The organism is Lysobacter korlensis (assembly GCF_042434515.1).
In genome coordinates this window covers 129,964-144,259 of record NZ_JBHLTG010000004.1, presented here as the reverse complement: position 1 = coordinate 144,259, position 14,296 = coordinate 129,964, and the positions used below count along the sequence as shown (strand labels likewise).

The window sequence follows — 14,296 nt, the reverse complement described above, 5'->3', positions numbered from 1 at the left end:
CTGTCTGTCGCGCCGATGGCGTGAAACCGGGCGTGGAAGCGGACATGGGAGTTGCCGCTGGAACCATATGCCCACCGGCGCCGCAACGAGCCCGGCTTGCACGCCAGTGCTTACACCCTCCGCTTTTGGATCCAGTCATGCACCAGCTTCTCCAGCACGAAGATCGGCACTGCACCTGAGCCGAGCACCACCTCATGGAACTCGCGCAGATCAAAGCGCGCTCCAAGCTCGCGCTGCGCACGCTCGCGGAGCTCGAGGATCTTCAGCATGCCGACCTTGTATGCGAGCGCCTGCGCCGGATTGACGAGGTAGCGCTCAATCTCGGCCGTGGCTTCTTCCTCCTCCATCCCGGTGTGGGCGCGCATGTAATCGATAGCACGCTCGCGGCTCCAGCGCTTCTCGTGCATGCCGGTGTCGACTACCAGCCTGACTGCGCGATACATCTCCGCTCGCAATCGGCCGAGGTTGTCGAGCGGCGCCTTCTGGAAGCCGGCCTCCCAGGCGACCTGCTCGGCATACAGTGCCCACCCTTCCGAATAGGCGGTGAAGCCGACGAACCGGCGGAAGAGCGGGAGACCTTCCAGCTCCTGCGCCCGCGCAATCTGGAAATGATGCCCAGGCACGCCCTCGTGATAAGCGAGCGTGCGCATACCGAAGCGGGGAGTCTCCGCCACATTGCGCAGGTTGGCGTAGAACACGCCGGGGCGCGCTCCATCCGTCGAAGGCGGCTCGTAATACGCACGGGGCGCCGTTTTTTCGGAGAACGCCGGAACACGACGTACTTGCACAGGGGCCTTGGGCTGCAAAGCGAAGCGGTCGCGCACGCCCGCGCTGACCTCGTCGATGATCTTCTGGTAGTCCGCGAGGATCTGCGCACGGCCGGCGTCTGTGTCGGGATAAAGCTGGTCAGGTCGCCGGGCGAGCTGTTGCACGCGCTCGCCGATCGTACCGCCGACAAGGCGTTCGCCGATGAGGATCGCATCCATTTCCGCAGCGATGCGGTCTACCTCGGCCAATCCGATGCCGTGGATCTCGTCCGCGCTCATGTCGGTCGTCGTGTGGCTGCGTATGCGCCAGGCATAGAACGCGTCGCCATCCGGCAGCCGCCAAACGCCGTCGTTGCTCGTCGCCTTCGGCAGCAGCGCATCGTGATACGCGATGAGGCGGCGATAGGCCGGGTACACGACCGTCTCGATTCGCCGCGTCAGCTCCCGCTGCAGTGCGACGCGCGTCGCCCCGTCCAGATCCTCCGGCGGGATGGCGGCGAGCTTTTTGTCGAAGCTCGTACGCAGCATGTGCTGGGCCACCGGCACTGCAATGAATTCGCGCATCTGCTCCAGCACTTTCTCGACCGTGAAGCGTGGCGGCAGGATGCCGAGCGACTCGCGGTGCTTCAGCTGCTCGATGATCTGGTCGAAATAGGTGTCGAACTGGTCGATGCGTGCCAGGTAATCGCGTGCATCGCGCTCGGTCTCGATGACGTGCGTGTTAACCATGAAGTTCGGCAATTCGCTCTGCGCGCCGCTCATCTGGTTCACGGGAAAGTTGTGGAATTGGAACCGCTTTCCGTGCACGAGGTCATCGGCGAGGTATGTATCGAACACGTCGTAGGAAACGCGCTTCTCAGCACTCAAGGCATCGCGGTCATAGGATTTAAAAATGGCGTACTGCCCTTCCCAGCGTTTGGTCTCCGCCTCCAACTGTTCGAGCGACCTGTCGGTCAGCCTCGCGTTGTGCCCCTTGATACCGGCTTGCTCGAACAGCCGCAGCTGCGACAGCATCTCAGGGTTTTCGAGCGTGAACTGCACGAATACGCGGGTATAGAACCAGTCCAGGCTCAGTGGACGCGCATACCACGTGTGCGCGGCGACGGCCGCTCCGGAGATCGACAGCACGAATAGAAGTATTGCGGACCGCTTGAGTATGCGTTTCATGCCGAGCTCTTGTTGGGAAGACGGGTTTTCACGCAGGCGGCGCAAGTCGGCACGCGCTGCGCGGTGCCTGATTGGCATCCAAAGCACCGACGGGAGCGCCCCACGAGACGAGCGTGCCCACGCGACTCGGCCCTTTGTATGCGGGCAACGTGGTCACAGCCGCCGCGATGGCCGCATATGGACACTTGCCTGGGCCCGGCTGCGTATGGAGCCCGTGCATACTGGTGTAGGGCGCGCCGCAAGGGACAGCCAATGTGACGAACGACGTCTCTATCCGACGAAGGCCCGAAAAGGCCGCGCGAACCGCGGCTGTCACGTTTCAAAAAGCCGGGCTGTTCCACTACTGGTGACTGCGCCGGCCCGGGCATTGAATCGTCCAACGCGGGCGGCCGGCGCGGCTGACGACAGCCGTTCCGCGCAGCCGGCACGGAAGGTAGTGCGCGCGGGCCCTTTCCGCGACTGGCCCCTTCGAGTCCGGACCGACATCTGGATGGTTCAGCAACTGGTGGGGCGACGACGCCTCGGCACCGGGCAGATCTACTCCTGCCCACGGGACTGCAACGCGAACGAAGTGCTAAGTCCGCTCGGCAGCGGCTGATCGCGACGCTCGTTCTGGATCGGTAGCAGACATCCCTCGTACCTGCCTGTCCGAGGTTCGCGCTGCGCGCGCAGACACGGGCATGCGCTGGATCTAGCTACCGCATATCACGAAGCGATGGAGCTGCATCCGATACGAGGTCAACTGCGCCGGGTAGCGTTGACCGCACGGCTCAGCCTGTGCGCCGGGCGACCCGCGCGGGGGTCGCAGCACCTGCGCTCGCCGATCGGCCTCGGGTACGCATGGCTTGGTACCAACCGGGGCGCTAACGACGACCGCTGCGAACACCCTCACGAGCATGCCCCCGGGCGCCACCCCAATGCCCATGAACTTGGCGTCGACGCAGCAGGTGGGCGATTGCGGTCAGTCGCGACTGGCGATCCGGGCAAAGGTGCCCGCACGCAGGATGTAACTCGACTGCGCTCCGCTCTCATCGTTGGCCGATATGGCGTCGCGTTCGAATACGCCGCTCAGATCGGTGGCGAGGTCGCTGTGCCGGGAGCCCTTTGCCCTCATCGTGATCGAGACCAGTCCGTGCTGACTTGGGATGAGCAACGGCCTGGCCTCGCCCGACAGGCACACGCCGATCGCCGCCTTGGCGGGCGGTGCCTTGCGATCCATGAGACTGGCCCAGTCGTCCCGGCCGTCCCCGTTGAAGTCGCCGCGAATCGCGGCATCCGATCGAATGGTGAAGAGGCTGTAGGCGCGATCAAGTGATGCGAGGCAGTGCGTCTGGTCCCACTCGGCGCACAGCGCGGCGGATGGGGCAGCGAGCAGGAGAAAGCCAAGGACGAGGCGCATCTACAGGCCTGTTGATTGGTGAACCGGCAAATGCGGCCGGACGCGGGAACAGGCCAATGATAGGCCGGTGCCGGCCTGACCCGCGCGTGATCAGGTTCACAGCACGGGCCGGACCGCCGCCGCGTCGCCCAGCAACCGAGGTGTCGCGTGCGACGGATGGGGTATGGCGTGTCGCGCACAGCAGTCCGGCCGGCCTATCCAACAGGCCGGCCGGTGGTTTCACCAGACTCAGAGGGTGACGCGCTTGCGGTTGTCGTCGGACACGCGGTCGATGAGCTTGTTGTAGGGGTCGAATCCGGCCTCATACGGCGCTTCATCGACCACGACAGTCACGGTCGGGCTCGCGGACGTGATGCGATGCCGCTTGAGATACAGCACCTTCTCGTCGCGCTCCTTGCCGGTCGGGCCGCGCGCGAACACTCCGACATCAACCCAATCGTCGAGCTCGCCCGCCGTCTCCTTGCCCTGCCCGTCGGCATAGCGCTTGCTCGCGTGCAGGTTCAGCGTGACCTGGTACTTGCCGTCGGCGCGTCTTGAGGCAGTCGCCGCCTCCACGCGGTTGTCGTAGAAGCTGATCTTCTCGAACAGGTCGGTGATCAGCCGCTGCTGGTCAGGTTTCGCTTCGGCGCGGATGAAGTCCAGAAGCTCGGCCGACGTCGTATACGGCGCCTGCTGGAACGCCTTGGCGGTGAGGTATTTCTTCAGTGCACGATTGAGCGCGGCCTCGCCGATCTCCTCGCGCAGCCGGTAGAACACCAGCGAGCCCTTGTCGTAATGGATGTACTGCTGGTTCTCGACGCGGTACAGCGGCTGCTCGTCCAGCAATTCACCCGCGCGCCCGGTCAGGTAGCCGTCGAGCTCGCGCTTGAGGAACTGGCGCATCTGCGACCGGCCGTACTCCTGCTCCATCACCATCAGCGCCGAGTACTGCGACAGCGACTCCGACAGCATCGTCGCGCCCTGCACGTTCGCACCGATCACCTGGTGTGCCCACCACTGATGCGCGATTTCATGCGCGGTGACGTAGAACACGTAGTCCACGTCCTCCTTGTCGCGAAGGTCGGCGATGAAGCCGATCGACTCCGAGTACGGGATCGTGTTCGCGAAGCTCTGCGCGAACGACTTGTAACCCGGGAACTCGATGATGCGGACCTGGCGGTGCTGGTAGGGCGTGAAGTTCGCCTCGTAGTACGCGAGTGACTTCTTCACCGCGTCGATCATGCGGTCGACGTTGTAGGGATGGCGCGGATCGAAATAGACCTCGATCGGGATGCCGTTGTACTCGGCCTTCTTCACCTCCCAGCGCGCCGACAGGTAGGCGTAGAAGTTCAGCATCGGGCGATCCATCTTGTAGCTGAAGCACCGGCGCCCATCACGCCTGAACTCGCGCTCCAGATAACCCGGTGCAAGCGCTACCTGGTCCGGCGCCGTGCAGATCGTGGTGCTGAAGTCGATCCAGTCGGCGTCGTCGGTCAGGTACGTGCTGGCGCGCGCCGCCTGGTCTTCGAGCTTCGGCATGCGCCGTGCCTCACCGAGGTTGCGCTTGCGGCGCTCGTTGCGATCGGTGATCTCGTAGCTGTCCTGGTAGCCGAACATCGGGAACAGCTGGTTGTTGATGAACGAGCCGTTCTCGACGATTCGCGTTTCCCCTTCCTGGCCGGTGATGCCCTCGGGCTGGTAATCCACCTTGAAGGTGATGTCGCGTTCGGCGCCCGGCTGCAGCGGCGCATCGAGGCGGTAGATGCGGTACCCCAGCGGCTTGTCATGGCGGACCAGCTTCGCACCGCCAAGCTCCAGGCCAACCAGTGCCTCGTCTTCCATCATGCCCACGTGCACGTCGCGGATCGGCTGTGCGTGCGGGTTGCGAACGCGGTAGCGGCCGTTGACCGCGAGCGACTGGGCCTCCGGGCGCAGGTCGACGTCGATGGACGACGCCACGATCTTGGGCTGGCCGAGGTTGCGGTAGCGGCCGTATTCGCGCTCGTAGCGCGCCTGCCGGTCGAGCTGCCCATCGGGTGAGATGAACTCGTTGCGGATGTTCGTGTTCCAGTACAGGAAGCCGCCCATCGCCGCGAACGACGCAAGGCTGGCCGCGAGCGCCATGCCTGGCCCGCCCTGCAGACGCTGCCTGGCGATCCCGACGCGGTGGCGCCAGCCTGCGGACACCCCCCGCACCCACAGCGCATTGGCCAGCAGCATCAGCGTCAGCAGGAACAGCGCCCAGTACGCCTGGAACCACAGCTGGCCCTGCAGGAAGTGGCCGTAGCCGTTCATGTCGGAATACTGCGCGATCGGCCAGGTGCCGAAGTTGTAGAGGTTGTGGGTGTAGTCGAGGTAACCCAGCACCGATTGGCCGATCAGCACCACGATCAGCGATGCGTAGCCGATGAACTTGTTGTTCGTGAACACCTGCAGCGCCAGCGCCAGCCCGCCCATGAGCACGTAGACGATCGAGTCCACCGAAAGCGTCTTCAGGTAAACCAGCGGCTCGAGCTGCGTGTAGCCCTTGGCAAGCTGGATCGCCATGGCGGTAACGGCGCCCAGGGCCTGGAACGAGGCCACGACCGCCACCAGCGCCGCGAACTTCGCCACCAGCGGCACCCAGTTCGGCACCGGCGTTGCATCGGTCACCTCGTGGATGCGTGCGCTGCGCTCTTTCCATACAAGCTCGCCCGCGTAGAACAGCACGATGATCACCAGCAGGAAGCTGTAGGAGCCTTGCAGCGCCTGCAGCATCTGCGACGTGGTCGGGTAGATCCCGGTGCCGAACATGCTCTCCTGCAGCAGCGCGTTCGGGATGAAGTTCATCATTCCGAATGCCAGCATCACCAGGAATGGCACGCTGCGGAATACGCCAACCGTGTCGAACCGCACCTGCCGCACGAACTGCTGCCAGGTCGTGGTTGCGTCAAACCGCGGGCTGACCCGGGCAACTGTGATCGCACGCGGCCGCGCGGTCGGGGCCGGAGTTACGGACACGCCCACCTTGGCCTTGCGCCCCCAGCGGCGGCGCGTGGTGCCGCTGCGTTGCGTCTTGAACAGCGCGAAGGTCGCCGCGAGCAGGCCCAGCGCGATAGACAGCCAAAGCGCACGGTTGGCCAGCAGGTAGCCGGTGAGTTCCGGCAGGCGGGTGTTGCGCTCCTCCGCAGACCAGTAGCGCACGGTCCTTGCCATCGCGCGGATGCCCAGCGGCTCGCTGAGGCTCGCAAGCCACAGGTTGTCGACGTCCTTCATCAGCGCGGCGCTGACGCCGTACAGCACGAAGAACGCGATCACCCCGATGTATACCCACAGGATGCTGCGTGTGGTCACCGCAAGCAGGGCGAGCAGCGCGCCGGTGAACAGCAGGTTCGGAACGACGAACACACCGAACGCCCACGCGTATGGTGCGAGCGAGACCGGCCCGAGCCGGTCGGGATCGACCCAGGGCATGAACTGGGCGACGAACAGGCCGACGGCGACGAGCACGTAGACCATCAGGCTGGCGACGAGCGCCGCGGCGATGCGGCCGGCGAGGTAATCGCGCTTGCGCACGGGGCTGGCGAAGATCAGCTCCGCGGTGCCCTGTTCGAAATCACGCAGCAGGGCATTGCTGATCAGTGCGGTGATGACCAGCATGCCGATGAACGTGAACATCACCAGCCAGGTGGCGATGACCGTCGGCGCGTTGCGGTGCACGTTGCCGATGCTGCCGCCGATCTGGATCGAGTCGCTGGCGGCGGCGCCGAACGCGAGCAGCGCAAGCAGCCCGGCCATCAGCCACATCAGCGGCGATCGAAGCTGCTCGCGCAGCTCGAAGAGGAAGAACTCACGGATCATGTCGGTGCTCCTCAGGCGGCCTTGGCCTGCAGGCGGAGGCGCTGGAAGTACACGTCCTCCAGATCCGGGGCCACCGCTTCGAACCCTTCTTCAGGGCGCTGGGCACTGAACACGTGGATCACCGGATGGCCGCCGACCAGGCGCGTCGACAACACGGTGTGCCGCGCCTCGTAATCGGGCAACGTCGCCTTGGTGACCTGCTTGCGCCAGACCTGGGCCTGCAGCGCGCCGATGGCATCGGCCGGTTTGCCGGTCAGCAGCACCTGCCCGCGATTCATGATCGCCATCGTCGGGCACAGGTCGGTGACGTCCTCGACGATGTGCGTGGACAGGATCACCGCGACGTTCTCGCCGATCTCGGCGAGCAGGTTGAGGAAGCGGTTGCGCTCTTCCGGATCGAGACCCGCGGTGGGCTCGTCGACGATGACCAGGCGCGGATCGCCGAGCAGCGCCTGAGCGATGCCGAAACGCTGACGCATGCCGCCCGAGTACGTGCCGAGCTTGCGCTTGCGGGCGTCCCAGAGGTTGACCTGTTGGAGCAGCCCTTCGACCGTCTCGCGGCGCTGCCTGCGATCGGTGAGCCCCTTGAGCACCGCGAAATGTTCGAGCAGATCTTCGGCGCTGACTTTGGGATAGACGCCGAAATCCTGCGGCAGGTAGCCAAGCTGGCGGCGAACCGCATCCTTGTCGCGCAGCACATCGATGCGTTCGCCGGACGGGCCTTCAAGGAAAGCCTCGCCCGAGTCGGGTTCCTGCAAGGTCGCGAGCGTGCGCATCAGCGACGACTTGCCGGCACCGTTCGGCCCCAGCAGGCCGAACATCCCGCGCGGAATGTCGAGCGTCACGCGGTTGAGTGCGTGCACGCCGTTCGCATAGGTCTTGCTGAGCTCGCGGATCGTAAGCATGGGTTTCCCTTGTCGAATATGCCCCCTTGGCTTGGTGAGGATCTCCCAAAGCCCATCCGCCCCCAAGCGACTGAGGGCACCATGCCTTCTGGCCCATGCGCGGTGGCGGGTTCCAATCCACGCCGTGAAAATTGTTGCGGACGCCGGGCGCAAGCGCATCGAGCCGGCCGGGTCGCAAGCACCCGCCGCGCCGGCGCTGCGCCCGGCGCCTGATTCGCGCCCTTGCCCACTTGCCGCAATCGGTCGCCGCCCCCAAAGTGACCTGATCCGATCGGAGCCCGACAATGCGCATCCTTGCCGCCCTTTGCGTCGCCCTTGCCCTCGCCTCGTCCCCGGCACATGCCGACCCCGCGAAAGCACCGCGCAGCGGCGTGTCCGCGAAGCAGAAGCCTGCCGCATCCGCCGCCCTTCCCAAGGTCGTGACCTACAAAGACGCGTCCTGCGGCTGCTGCGGCAACTGGATCGAGCACATGCGTCACCACGGGTTCGTGGTCGAGGCGCATAACCATCCGGACATGGCCGCGATCAAGCAGCAACTGGGCGTGCCGCTGAACAAGGCCAGCTGCCACACGTCCAAGGTGGGCGGCCTGGTGATCGAAGGGCATGTGCCTGCGGAAGACGTCAAACGACTTCTGGCCAACCGCGGCGATGCGGTCGGCCTGACCGTGCCCGGCATGCCGCTGGGGTCACCGGGCATGGAAATGCCCGACGGAACCAAGCATCCCTACGTGGTCGAGCGCATCAACCGGGACGGTTCGACCGCACCGTACGCACAGCACTGAGCGATGGACACTGGCGGCTCACGCGCGCCGCCGGCGTAGCAGAACCGCACCTGCGCAGTTGCCGCAAAACAAAAGGCCCCGTCTTCGGGGCCTTTTGCATGATGCATCGAACTGTGCCGATCAGTGCTTGGTGCTATCCGTACCAGCGCCGTCCTCCGGGGCCGGTTGCAGCTTCAGCGCCACCTCTTCGAGCTCATTGATCTCCGCCTCGATCGCCTCATGCAGCTCGGCTGCACGGACCATCAGATCCTCGATGCGCTCGGTCTGCTCGAGCTTCTTCAGCTCGCCGTCGAACAGCAGCCACTGCGTGGACAGTCGCTCGACGTTGCTCTTCGAGTAATGACGCATCTCCTTGAGCTGCGTCAGCGTGTCTTTCACGTGCTCCAACGGCGTCTTGTTGTCGGTGGACATACGACCTCCTGCCTGGGTGGTGATGTCGGGAGGATTGAACATGGAGGCTGTCTGTTTGCGGAACGGCGCGCCCGCATGGAGGAAAAATGGAACCGCACGGCTGCCGCAAGCAGTGCACACGGTGAGCTGATGCGTCGCTAGACTCTCGCCACCTCAACCGCTGGAACGCGACCTTGAACAGACTCCTGCCTCGAGCGCTCGTAATGGTGCTCGCCGCCGCGCTGCCATCCCTCGTTTCGGCGAAGGAACCGCTGCATGTCGCGCCCAAGCTCGAGGTTGCCCCGGGCGTGCAGATCAACGAGGGCCTGTCCGACTGCCCCTTCCGGGAAACCTTCGGCGAGATGCTGAAGCTCGCGCTTCACAAGGAAAACGGCATGTTCGCGCCCGGCAAGGTGCCCACGAGCGCGGGACGCTCGTTGCAGGTGCGACTGGTCGGCTTCTCCCTTACGGGAAACGGGTTCCTGGGCCATGACACGCAGTTGCAGTTCGAAGGCGCGCTCTACCAGGACGGGAAGAAGGTGGCGGGCTTCACCGACAGCGTGCGCTTCCAGACCGACACCATGATCACCGTCTGCGCGCAACTGCGCAGCAATCTGGACGCCGAGGCAATCCAGATCGCCAAGTGGGTGCGCAAGCCCGTGGATGGGCAGGAGCTCAAGCGCTGGGGCGAATAAAACCGCCTAGCGCCTCCACATGCGCGCGGTTCGCGCGGGGATATCGAACGTGTAGCTGCCGCTCGTGATTCGCACCGTGCTGCCCGAGCCGAGTGCATCGATGTAGTCGGTATGCCAGCGCAGCACGCTGCCGCTCGTGTTGATCGAGGCAATCACTGCATTGCCGCACTTGTTGATGCCGACGATGCCCGCATCGCCGCGGCGGAAGATGATGTGGCAGTTGCTGTGGCTCAGCACCTGCATGTCGCGGCCCGACATCAGGTTATGGAAGCCGACCATGCGCTTGAGGTCGTCGCGATTCCAGGCATTGACCCAGCGGTTGTCGCCGCTTTCGTTGTTGTCCGAATACAACAGCGGCGTACCACCGTCGCGGCCCATCACGTAGGCATAGGCCAGCTTCTCGTCGGTCGCGTTGAGGATCTGGTAGCGGAAGCCTGCGTTGTTCGGAATGTCATGCGTGACGGTGAACGTGATCGCGCGCGCGTTCGGTAACGCGAGCCCCACCGCGCCGGGATTCACCAGCGTGCTCATGGTGCCGTTGAGCGAGAACGCGCTGCGGATCGCCGAGAACAACGGGAAGTCGTAGGCGCCGTGGTCGGTATCGCGCAGATAGGGCGCAAGGAACCGGTCGTATTCCAGATTGCCGGCGCCGCCGGACGTGATGATTTCGCCGAACACGTGCACACCGGACTTGAGGTCGGAGGTCAGCACGCGATTCATGTGCGTGGCCGGCATGTGCTTGGCCGCATCGATGCGAAAGCCCGTGACGCCCCAGCTCTTGAGCGTCTGCAGGTAGGCGCGCTGCTGCTGCACCATCCAGTCGTTCGCCACCAGGTCCGGCAGGCCCACATCGCCATTGCCTCCGCATAGCCGGTAGTTCTGCACTTCGAAAACGCTGCTGTAGTCGACGATGCAGCGGTTGGGGCCGAAATCCGATGCCGACAGGAAGTTGCTGTTGAGCGATCCGAACAGCCGCAGCCCGTTGTAGTAGCTGCTGTTGGCCGCATAGATGCCGAGCACGCGCGAGCCGGGGTAGTTCAGGTCCGAGCGCTGCGCGGACTCGTTCGCCATGTGGTTGAGGATCACGTCCGCATAGACGCGGATCCCGCGCGACCTGAGCGCGTTGACCATGTTGCGGAACGCGGTGGTGTCACCCAGCGGATGGTGGATGACGCGATAGTCCTGCGGCTGGTAGCGCGCCCACCATGCACTGCCCTCGCTGCGGTACGCCGGCGCGACCAGCACCGCCTTGTAGCCTGCGGCCTGGATCTGTGACGCACGCGCCTGCACGGTGTCGTAGCGCCAGTTGAACGCGTGGAGTACGACATCCGCCTGCACGGCAGGCACGGCGCAGGTGACAAGTGCGGTCGCAAGCGCACCGCGGAGCAAGGATCGACGAACGGGCATGGGCAGGTCTCCAGTGGGGGAAGTGCAACGGCGCCGGCGTCGGCCCGCGTCAGGCACTTGCCGTCCAGTGCAGAAGCGCCTCGGTGGGCGCGTACCCGATGCTGGAGGCGGATCGCGGTGCAGCATGGGAACTGCAAACGTATTCATCGGGCCCTGGGCGGCTAGCGGCCCCGCGCTCGGACGTGCGCGCAGAGCGTTCCGCGCGAACCGGCCCGTGGCAAACAAACGTGCGTGGTGGTATCACCCGGCCGCACGTGGACGTGCAGGTTGCCCGGCTGGGAGCCAGCCGGGCGGTAAACGCTTCGCGGCAGTTCTTGGCGCCGGCGGGGGCTGCCGTGGCCTCCCGCATCGGTTTTTCGCAACCTTGCGCGCTGTCGAACCGCGTTCGTCAGTGATTAGGGCCGGGGTCTCCACGCCCCTCATCAGCGGATTTCTCGAAGTAGCGGTCCTCCCACTGCTCGAGCCGCTCATTGGGGTTGCCGTCGGTCGGCGTTTGCTCCGGCGCAAGCTCGCGCTTGCGGTCGCGGTCGGGTGAGCTGGAGGTCGTGTCGGGCTGCTGCTCGCGGGTCATCGCATCGTCTCCTGGCGGCGTATTCAGAGCGTAGCCACTGGCGTGTTAAGCCGCGTGCAGCCCTGCGGCCGTCACCGCCGCTGTGCTTGGCCGAGCCGGTCGAAGCGGACGCGTCGCACGGTCCTGCTGTCCTTTTTTTGCTGCGTGGACGCCTCCGCAATGCGTGCAAACCAAGCGCCGATCATTCGGCCCCTTCAACTGGTACAGCCACGCGCACCGGCTGCGCTCGCGACTGAGGACCCACGCTTAACCGGTTCACGATCATGCTCGGCATGGCAGTCGGAAGTACGTGGCGACGGGCTGCAGCAGTCAGCCCAGTCGACCCTGAAGCAACGTCGATTTCCCATCCGGAACCGAAGGAGCGCTTTCATGCCTCATCAGCACATGTCCAACGAACTCAATACCTGCATCCAGGCTTGCCTGGATTGCTACCGCAGCTGCCAGCAGATGGCGGCCGTGCACTGTCCCGAAGTCGGCGGCAAGCATGTCGAACCCGACCATCTGCGCCTGATGCTTGATTGCGCCGAAATCTGTCGCGCATCGGCTGCATTGATGATCAACCAGTCCCCGTTCCACCAGCAGCTGTGTGGCGTGTGCGCGCAGATCTGCCGAGCCTGCGCCGAAAGCTGCCGTGCACTTGGAGACATGGATGAGTGCGCCCAGGCCTGCGAGCGCTGCGCTGAAAGCTGCGAACGTATGGCGGCCGGCAGTGCAAGCTAACCAAGCTGACAACGGTCGCAACGGCCGCGGCATCAGCCCGTTGCCCGCCACAGCGGCCCGGCAGGCTCGCCCGGCATGATGGGTGGCAGCGCCATGATGGGCGACGGCCCGATGATGGGCGGATGGATGATGGTGGCCTGCATGGCGGTTGGCCTGCTGGTCGTGATCGCGCTCGTGCTGGCGATCGCTGCGCTGATCAAGTATCTGCGCAGCGACGGCCGGCGCGATCACTGATCGTGTGTTGCGGCGAGACAGCAGGCGTTACAGCCGCCTGACACCGGCGCAACGCCAACCCCCCGTTTTCAGCGGCGACAGGCTGAGCAGACCTGGCCCTGGCTCCCGACACGGTTTTGCCGCCGTTCGCTCAACAGCATCCGCCTTCGTTATCCGGCAGCGCCAGCACCGGCGCGAAACCGCCACCGGGCGTTCGGAAGTTCGTCGTCTGCCCGCGGTACATGCGCGCTGCGTACAGCAGGACACGTCCCTGGTACGCATAGCAGCGGATGTCGACCTTCAGCGGCCCCGCCTCGTCCAGGGTGCGGCGCTCGCTCGGCGGCACCACGCGCTGCGCGACGTAGTTGCCTGCACCGATCTCGTCCCAGACGCGCCGCGTGAGCTTGTCGCCGCGGTAGCTTGCGCGGCTGCCGTAGCCGGCGGCGGGCTTGAAGAACCACATGCGTCGGTCGGCCCATAGCGCGTCGCGGTTATCGGCCGTCACCCGCTGTGTTTCGGGGATGCTGTTCACGAGCGCCGCCACGTCCGCCTCATCCAGGCCCGCATTACGCAGGAACGTGGCGTCACCCAGAAGCACGAGGTTGCGCTTGTCGGCGTACAGCGCATGCGCGCGCGGATGCGGGCTGAGTGCGATATCACCTGCCAGCAGCGCATCGTGCAGCGCCGAATGCGCCGGGTCTGAAAGCGCGAAATCGGTCAGGCGGTTGTAGACGAAGTCGACCGGACGGTCGGCCAGCCATAGCGCGCCATCGCGATGCTCGAGCTCGGTGGGATCGCAGACGACCGCTTCATGCCCATGGCGCTGCAGAAGCTGGCGGAACATCAGGAACTCGGGGTACAGGTACTGCCCCGACGGATTCTCGTCCACGATCGCCACGCGTCGCAGCGGCGCATCACCGCGTTGCGCGCGCCACTCGCTGCGCAGCACGTCCAGCACCGCCGCCTCCAATACCTCCGTGCGCGGCGGCGAGACCGCGGTTTGCGGCAGGCAGCAGTCGTGGGCGCCGGCCAGCACCGCGTTGAGCAACACGCCGCCCGGGTTGGTGTTGATCTCGATGAGCTTCGGACCATCGGCGGCGAGGTGGAAGTCCAGCCCCAGCAGGCCGCCGGGCGACCCGGGGTCGAACGCGACCGAGGGTGGGGCGCCGGCGAGCACCGCTTCGCGATAGGCGGGCGTCGCGACCGCACGCTCCACCGATGCCACCACCCGCGACACCTGCTGCAATTGCGCCGGCGCGACAAACACCGGCAGCGACGCGAACAGGTGCGGGTGCGAATCGGCCAGCGACGCCGGCAGATCGTGCGCCCGCAGCACCTGCTCGACCTGCGCATGCAGCGCTTTGCGGTCTACATCGATGCAGAAGCAGTCGCCCTCGAGGATGGACGCCAGGGAATCGGACGGCGATGCGGGCATGGGTGGAACCTTGGGTGGGAACCCGC

The 14,296-nt window shown here is 65.3% G+C and carries 12 protein-coding genes; 4 read left to right on the top strand and 8 right to left on the bottom strand.

Going from position 1 to position 14,296, the window contains the following annotated elements; translation table 11 throughout:
• Positions 1-110: 110 nt before the first annotated feature.
• The 4 genes from ACFFGH_RS17180 to ACFFGH_RS17165 all read right to left on the bottom strand — a co-directional run bounded on the left by ACFFGH_RS17180 (position 111) and on the right by ACFFGH_RS17165 (position 8,057).
• On the bottom strand, positions 111-1,895 hold the full coding sequence (locus ACFFGH_RS17180) for a DUF885 domain-containing protein (RefSeq protein ID WP_386670486.1): 1,785 nt from the start codon (positions 1,893-1,895) through the stop codon (positions 111-113).
• A 1,000-nt stretch (positions 1,896-2,895) separates the two neighbouring features.
• On the bottom strand, positions 2,896-3,333 hold the full coding sequence (locus ACFFGH_RS17175) for a hypothetical protein (protein WP_386670484.1): 438 nt from the start codon (positions 3,331-3,333) through the stop codon (positions 2,896-2,898).
• A gap of 228 nt (positions 3,334-3,561) precedes the next feature.
• On the bottom strand, positions 3,562-7,152 hold the full coding sequence (locus ACFFGH_RS17170) for an ABC transporter permease/M1 family aminopeptidase (protein ID WP_386670482.1): 3,591 nt from the start codon (positions 7,150-7,152) through the stop codon (positions 3,562-3,564).
• Between the two features lie 11 nt (positions 7,153-7,163).
• Complete coding sequence (locus ACFFGH_RS17165; protein ID WP_386671267.1) at positions 7,164-8,057, bottom strand: ABC transporter ATP-binding protein; 894 nt, start codon at positions 8,055-8,057, stop codon at positions 7,164-7,166.
• Between the two features lie 284 nt (positions 8,058-8,341).
• On the opposite strand from ACFFGH_RS17165, the gene ACFFGH_RS17160 reads away from it, so the two are divergent.
• On the top strand, positions 8,342-8,839 hold the full coding sequence (locus ACFFGH_RS17160; RefSeq protein ID WP_386670480.1) for a DUF411 domain-containing protein: 498 nt from the start codon (positions 8,342-8,344) through the stop codon (positions 8,837-8,839).
• Positions 8,840-8,959: 120 nt separating this feature from the next.
• On the opposite strand, the gene ACFFGH_RS17155 is transcribed toward ACFFGH_RS17160, so the two are convergent.
• Positions 8,960-9,292: a hypothetical protein gene (locus ACFFGH_RS17155; protein ID WP_386670479.1), complete on the bottom strand. Its 333-nt coding sequence runs from the start codon at positions 9,290-9,292 to the stop codon at positions 8,960-8,962.
• Positions 9,293-9,453: 161 nt separating this feature from the next.
• On the opposite strand from ACFFGH_RS17155, the gene ACFFGH_RS17150 reads away from it, so the two are divergent.
• Positions 9,454-9,924, top strand: coding sequence for a hypothetical protein (locus ACFFGH_RS17150; RefSeq protein ID WP_386670477.1), 471 nt, complete (start codon positions 9,454-9,456; stop codon positions 9,922-9,924).
• Positions 9,925-9,930: 6 nt separating this feature from the next.
• Here ACFFGH_RS17150 and ACFFGH_RS17145 read toward each other — a convergent pair whose 3' ends face one another.
• A complete protein-coding gene (locus ACFFGH_RS17145; protein ID WP_386670475.1) occupies positions 9,931-11,331 on the bottom strand; it encodes an alpha-amylase family protein in 1,401 nt (466 codons plus the stop codon).
• A 388-nt stretch (positions 11,332-11,719) separates the two neighbouring features.
• A complete protein-coding gene (locus tag ACFFGH_RS17140; RefSeq protein ID WP_386670473.1) occupies positions 11,720-11,902 on the bottom strand; it encodes a hypothetical protein in 183 nt (60 codons plus the stop codon).
• 369 nt (positions 11,903-12,271) lie between these two features.
• Here ACFFGH_RS17140 and ACFFGH_RS17135 point away from each other — a divergent pair, with 369 nt between their 5' ends.
• Positions 12,272-12,622: a four-helix bundle copper-binding protein gene (locus ACFFGH_RS17135; RefSeq protein WP_386670471.1), complete on the top strand. Its 351-nt coding sequence runs from the start codon at positions 12,272-12,274 to the stop codon at positions 12,620-12,622.
• 78 nt (positions 12,623-12,700) lie between these two features.
• Positions 12,701-12,856 carry a hypothetical protein gene (locus ACFFGH_RS17130; protein WP_386670469.1) on the top strand — a complete coding sequence of 52 codons (156 nt, stop codon included), beginning with the start codon at positions 12,701-12,703 and terminating at the stop codon, positions 12,854-12,856.
• Between the two features lie 130 nt (positions 12,857-12,986).
• Here the strand turns inward: ACFFGH_RS17130 and ACFFGH_RS17125 are convergent, their stop codons facing one another.
• Positions 12,987-14,270 carry an ATP-grasp domain-containing protein gene (locus ACFFGH_RS17125; RefSeq protein ID WP_386670468.1) on the bottom strand — a complete coding sequence of 428 codons (1,284 nt, stop codon included), beginning with the start codon at positions 14,268-14,270 and terminating at the stop codon, positions 12,987-12,989.
• Positions 14,271-14,296: the final 26 nt, after the last annotated feature.

Bases quoted from the DNA above. Each gene is read 5' to 3' on its own strand.
- ACFFGH_RS17135 (WP_386670471.1), top strand. From the start codon at position 12,272: ATGCCTCATCAGCACATGTCCAACGAACTCAATACCTGCATCCAGGCT.
- ACFFGH_RS17140 (WP_386670473.1), bottom strand. From the start codon at position 11,902: ATGACCCGCGAGCAGCAGCCCGACACGACCTCCAGCTCACCCGACCGC.
- ACFFGH_RS17155 (WP_386670479.1), bottom strand. From the start codon at position 9,292: ATGTTCAATCCTCCCGACATCACCACCCAGGCAGGAGGTCGTATGTCC.
- ACFFGH_RS17130 (WP_386670469.1), top strand. From the start codon at position 12,701: ATGGGTGGCAGCGCCATGATGGGCGACGGCCCGATGATGGGCGGATGG.
- ACFFGH_RS17175 (WP_386670484.1), bottom strand. From the start codon at position 3,333: ATGCGCCTCGTCCTTGGCTTTCTCCTGCTCGCTGCCCCATCCGCCGCG.
- ACFFGH_RS17125 (WP_386670468.1), bottom strand. From the start codon at position 14,270: ATGCCCGCATCGCCGTCCGATTCCCTGGCGTCCATCCTCGAGGGCGAC.
- ACFFGH_RS17170 (WP_386670482.1), bottom strand. From the start codon at position 7,152: ATGATCCGTGAGTTCTTCCTCTTCGAGCTGCGCGAGCAGCTTCGATCG.
- ACFFGH_RS17160 (WP_386670480.1), top strand. From the start codon at position 8,342: ATGCGCATCCTTGCCGCCCTTTGCGTCGCCCTTGCCCTCGCCTCGTCC.
- ACFFGH_RS17165 (WP_386671267.1), bottom strand. From the start codon at position 8,057: ATGCTTACGATCCGCGAGCTCAGCAAGACCTATGCGAACGGCGTGCAC.
- ACFFGH_RS17150 (WP_386670477.1), top strand. From the start codon at position 9,454: ATGGTGCTCGCCGCCGCGCTGCCATCCCTCGTTTCGGCGAAGGAACCG.
- ACFFGH_RS17145 (WP_386670475.1), bottom strand. From the start codon at position 11,331: ATGCCCGTTCGTCGATCCTTGCTCCGCGGTGCGCTTGCGACCGCACTT.